We start from the raw sequence: 4,546 nt of genomic DNA on the forward strand, positions 1-4,546 counted from the left end.
CCGAGGCCCGCGACGGTGTCCGTGGCCCGGCTCCCCAGCACGGGCTCCACCGCGATGCCGCCGCGCACCGCGACATAGGTCCGCAGCCCGCAGCTCGGGGTGCCCAGCCGCAGCTCGGCGCCCGCGGGACCGACGACGGCGCGGTGCAGGTCCCCGGGGCGGTCCCCGACGCGCACCGGCGCGGGCGCCCCGGTCACGGCGACCACCGCCGCCGTCGCCGTCCCGTCGGAGCCGCCCTCGAAGTGCAGCGCGAGCCCGCCGAAGGTGACCTCCAGCCCGGCCGCGCCCTCGTCGTTGCCGACGAGCCGGTTGGCCCGCCGCAGACGACCGTCCAGGACGCCGTCGGCCGACCCGGTCGCGGTGACGGTGAGGCGCGGCGGGCTCATCGGGCCCGGAACCGGATGCGCGCGCCCGGGAGGAGGACGGCCGGCGGGTCCCGGTCGAGGTCCCACAGCACGTGGTCGGTGTGCCCGATGAGCTGCCAGCCCCCCGGCGACTCGCGGGGGTAGACCCCGCTGAACTCCCCCGCCAGCCCCACCGCGCCGGCCGGGACCCGGGTGCGCGACTCGGAGCGCCGCGGCACGTGCAGCCGGTCGTCGTCGGTGGCCAGGTAGCCGAACCCGGGCGTGAAGCCCGCGAAGGCCACCGTCCACAGCCGGTCGGTGTGGGCCTCGACGACCTCGTCGGCGCTCAGCCCGGTGTGCGCGGCGACGTCGTCGAGGTCCTCGCCGTCGTAGGTCACCGCGATCTCGGTGACCTCGCCGGCCTCGCGGGCGGTCGCCGACGCCGGCTCGCGGTCGCGTACGTCCCGCGCGACGCCGGACAGGTCGGCCGCCGAGCGCACCCGCAGCAGCACGGTGCGCGCCGCCGGGACGAGGTCCACGACGCCGTCGGGCGGGGCCGCGGCCAGGGCCGCGTGCAGCCCGAGCACCTCGTCGAGGGTGTCCAACTCGACGATCAGGCCGGTGTCGCCGCAGGGCCGCAGGGTGCGGGTCACGGCGACCATCCTGACCCGTCGCGGCCGCCGGGGCTCACCGGAAGATCGACGGGATCGCGACCAGGGACTCGAACCCGGCGTAGACGGTGAACACGAAGGCCGCGAGCCCGACGAGCAGCATCCAGGCCGGCTGGCGCATCCCGCCGAGGAGGTCGCGTCGCCGCCAGGCGATCCACAGGATCAGGGCGAGACCGAACGGGAGGATCAACCCGTTGAAGGCGCCCGCGAACACCAGCAGCGCCGACGGCGCCTGCCCGAGCAGGAGGAACGCGACGGTGCACAGCGTGATGAAGGCCGAGATCGTCAGGCTGAACCGGCGGTCCACCACGGGCGAGAGGGTCCGCAGGAACGTCGCCGAGGTGAACGAGGCGCCGATAGTGCTCGTCATGCCGGCGGTCCAGAGGACCACGCCGAAGAGGTGCAGGCCCACCGGGCCGAGGGCGAAGGCGAACGCGGAGCCCGCGGGGTCGGCCTTCGAGAGCTGGGCGCCGGCCGCGACCGCGCCGAGGATGCCGAGGAAGAGCAGGATCCGCAGTACCCCGGTGACGAGGATGCCGTTCGCCGAGCCCCGGCTGATCGTGCGCAGGTTCTCGGGGCCGGTCGTGCCGGACTCGATGAGCCGGTGTGCCCCGGCGTAGGTGATGTAGCCCCCGACGGTCCCGCCGATCAGCGTGAGGACGGGCAGGAGGTCCAGCCCGACCGGGGCGACGGTGCGCAGCGCGGCCTCGCCGATCGGCGGGTCGGTCACGACGGCGACGACCGCGATCAGCACGATCTTGAGCACACCGAGGACGATCACCGCGCGGTCGACGGTGCCCTCCAGCGCGCGGTAGTTGAAGATCACGATCGCGAGGATCGCGCTCAGCACGGCGCCGAGGCGGATGTCGAGCCCGACGGCGTCGTGCAGGCCGAGGCCCGCGGCGCTGATGTTGCCGATGCCGAAGACCAGGCCGCCGACCACGACGAGGAAGGCCAGGACGTGGCCGGAGTAGGGCAGCACGCGGTTGGCGAGGTCCTGGGCCCGCATCCCGGACAGCCCGACGACCCGCCAGACGTTGAGCTGGATCGCGAGGTCGATCACCACGCTCGCGACGATCGCCGCCGCGAACGAGGGGCCGTACTTGGCGGTGAACGTGCCGGTCTGCGAGATGAACCCCGGGCCGGCAGCGGACATGGCCATGAGGAACATCGCGCCCGCGACGGCGACCGAGCGCTTCACCGAGACCACCGGGCGCGACGCCCCGGTGTCGGTGTCGGACGCGGTGTGGGCGGCGGTGTCGGACGCGGTGTCGGTGTCGGACGCGGTGTCGGACGCGGCGGTCTCGCGGTCGGTGGGGCGCTCCGGGCCGTCGGTCATGGGGGCCTCCCTGCAGGCCTCGCGGTGCAGTTCGTCCAACGTAGGGATCGTTCAACAATCCGTCAACCGGGACGACGGTGCGAACGGCACGCTCGCTGCGTCTAGGCGGATGCGAGGGTGCCGCTCGCTCCCCGAGCTCGAGGCCGGTGCGCGTCAGCTCAGGTGCGCGAGAGCGCCCAGGAGGCCCAGCGAGCGGCCAGGACGACGACGGCGACGAGCGCCAGCACCAGGCCGAGGCCCGGTCCGTTGCCCGGCACGGTGTTCTGCGACCAGACCGCCCACAGCCCCGTCACCGACGTGACGCAGCACCCGGCGGCGGCCACGAAGACGGCGACCCAGCGCCGGGTCATCACCGCCGCGGCCGACGCGGCGACCCCGAACACCAGGGCGAGGATCGAGAACAGCCGGGGCAGCGCGGTGACCCCCGGGTCGCCGAGCACCACCTGCCAGCCGGTGGCGCCCTGCGTGGTCCACGGCAGGATCGCCGCGACCAGCAGCACGAGGATCGCCACGGCGGCGACGAGCACCTTCGGCCCGAAGTCGACCTCGCGCGAGATCGAGGGGCGCTGCGGCTCGGCCCGCACCGGACCGGCGGGCTCGTCGAACGGGTTCGGGCGGCTCATGCTCCCGGGCTCCCCACCCCGCACCCGGCCGACACTGGGAGCGGCTCGGGTCGACCCAGTGACGGCAGCCCCAGCGTGACCCGCGGCGTCGTCGGGCGGGTCCCGGCCTCGTGGGCGTCGCCGGCGCGGGTGCGGCGGTGCCCGAGGACCTCGCCGTCGGCCACCACGTGGTGCGGCGCGCCGTAGGTGGCGCGGACGGTGACGACGTCGCCGGGGCGGACGGTCCCGTCGCACGCCGGGCCGGTCGGCGTGAAGTGCACCAGCCGGCCGTCGCGGGCACGGCCGGACATGCGCCGCGTCGCGGTGTCCTTGCGGCCCTCGCCGGCGGCGACCAGCAGCTCGAGGTCGCGCCCGACCTGCTCCCGGTTGCCCGCGAGGGACATCTCCTCCTGCAGGGCGACGAGGCGGTCGTAGCGCTTCTGGACGACCGCCTTGGGCACCTGGTCGGGCAGGGTCGCGGCCGGGGTGCCGGGGCGCGGGGAGTACTGGAACGTGAAGGCCTGGGCGAACCGGGACCGCTCGACCACCCGCAGGGTCTCGGCGAAGTCCTCCTCGGTCTCGCCGGGGAACCCGACGATGATGTCCGTGGTCAGCGCCGCGTCCGGCATGGCGTCGCGGACCTCGTCGACGATCTCGAGGTAGCGGCGCGCGCGGTAGGAGCGGCGCATCGCGCGCAGCACGCGGTCCGACCCGGACTGCAGCGGCATGTGCAGCTGCGGGCACACGGTCGGCGTCTCGGCCATCGCGGTGATGACGTCGGAGGTGAAGTCGCGCGGGTGCGGGCTCGTGAAGCGCACCCGCTCGAGGCCCTCGACGTCGCCGCAGGCGCGCAGCAGGTCGGCGAACGCGGTCCGGCCGCTCGCGCGGTCGTCGAACGAGACGCCGTACGCGTTGACGTTCTGCCCGAGCAGGGTCACCTCGAGCACGCCCTCGGCGACCAGCGCCTCGACCTCGCCGAGGATCTCCCCCGGGCGCCGGTCGACCTCCTTGCCGCGCAGCGAGGGGACGATGCAGAAGGTGCAGGTGTTGTTGCAGCCGACCGAGATCGACACCCAGCCCGAGTAGGCGGACTCGCGCCGCGCCGGCAGGTGCGACGGGAACGTCTCGAGCGACTCGAGGATCTCCACATGCGCCTCGCCGTTGTGCCGCGCCCGCTCCAGCAGGGCGGGCAGCGACCCGACGTTGTGGGTGCCGAACACGACGTCCACCCACGGGGCGCGGGCCGTGACCGTCTCGCGGTCCTTCTGCGCGAGGCACCCGCCGACGGCGATCTGCTGGTCGGGCCGCGCGGCCTTGACCGGGGCGAGGCGGCCGAGCTGGCCGTAGAGCTTGTTGTCGGCGTTCTCGCGGACGGCGCACGTGTTGAAGACGACGAGGTCGGCGTCCTCGGGGGCGGCGTCGGCGGGGGCGGGCTCCCACCCGGCCTCGACGAGCACACCGGCGAGTCGCTCGGAGTCGTGCACGTTCATCTGGCACCCGTGGGTGCGGATGGCGAAGGTGCGCGGGACTGCTGCGGTCATCGCCTCCAGGGTAGGCCGTCCACCTGCGAGGATGCGTAGGTGGACCTCC

The 4,546-nt window shown here is 74.5% G+C and carries 5 protein-coding genes; all 5 read right to left on the reverse strand.

The annotated features are described in order from the left end of the window. A partial coding sequence (locus AC0CYZ_RS16125; RefSeq protein ID WP_472217093.1) for a 5-oxoprolinase subunit C family protein occupies window positions 1-386 on the reverse strand: 386 nt, incomplete at its 3' end. Then, a complete protein-coding gene (locus AC0CYZ_RS16130; protein WP_472217095.1) occupies window positions 383-997 on the reverse strand; it encodes a 5-oxoprolinase subunit B family protein in 615 nt (204 codons plus the stop codon). The genes AC0CYZ_RS16125 and AC0CYZ_RS16130, both read right to left, overlap by 4 nt. A 34-nt stretch (window positions 998-1,031) precedes the next feature. Next, window positions 1,032-2,354, reverse strand: a complete 1,323-nt coding sequence (locus tag AC0CYZ_RS16135; protein WP_472217097.1) for an NRAMP family divalent metal transporter — start codon at window positions 2,352-2,354, stop codon at window positions 1,032-1,034. Window positions 2,355-2,512: 158 nt separating this feature from the next. Then, window positions 2,513-2,977 carry an Rv2732c family membrane protein gene (locus tag AC0CYZ_RS16140; RefSeq protein ID WP_472217099.1) on the reverse strand — a complete coding sequence of 155 codons (465 nt, stop codon included), beginning with the start codon at window positions 2,975-2,977 and terminating at the stop codon, window positions 2,513-2,515. Continuing rightward, entirely contained in the window at window positions 2,974-4,497 is a 1,524-nt protein-coding gene (gene miaB / locus AC0CYZ_RS16145) for a tRNA (N6-isopentenyl adenosine(37)-C2)-methylthiotransferase MiaB (protein ID WP_472217101.1), read from the reverse strand. The genes AC0CYZ_RS16140 and miaB overlap by 4 nt, the downstream gene beginning before the upstream one ends. Window positions 4,498-4,546 lie beyond the last annotated feature (49 nt).

It is taken from the genome of Actinomycetospora sp., assembly GCF_055612215.1.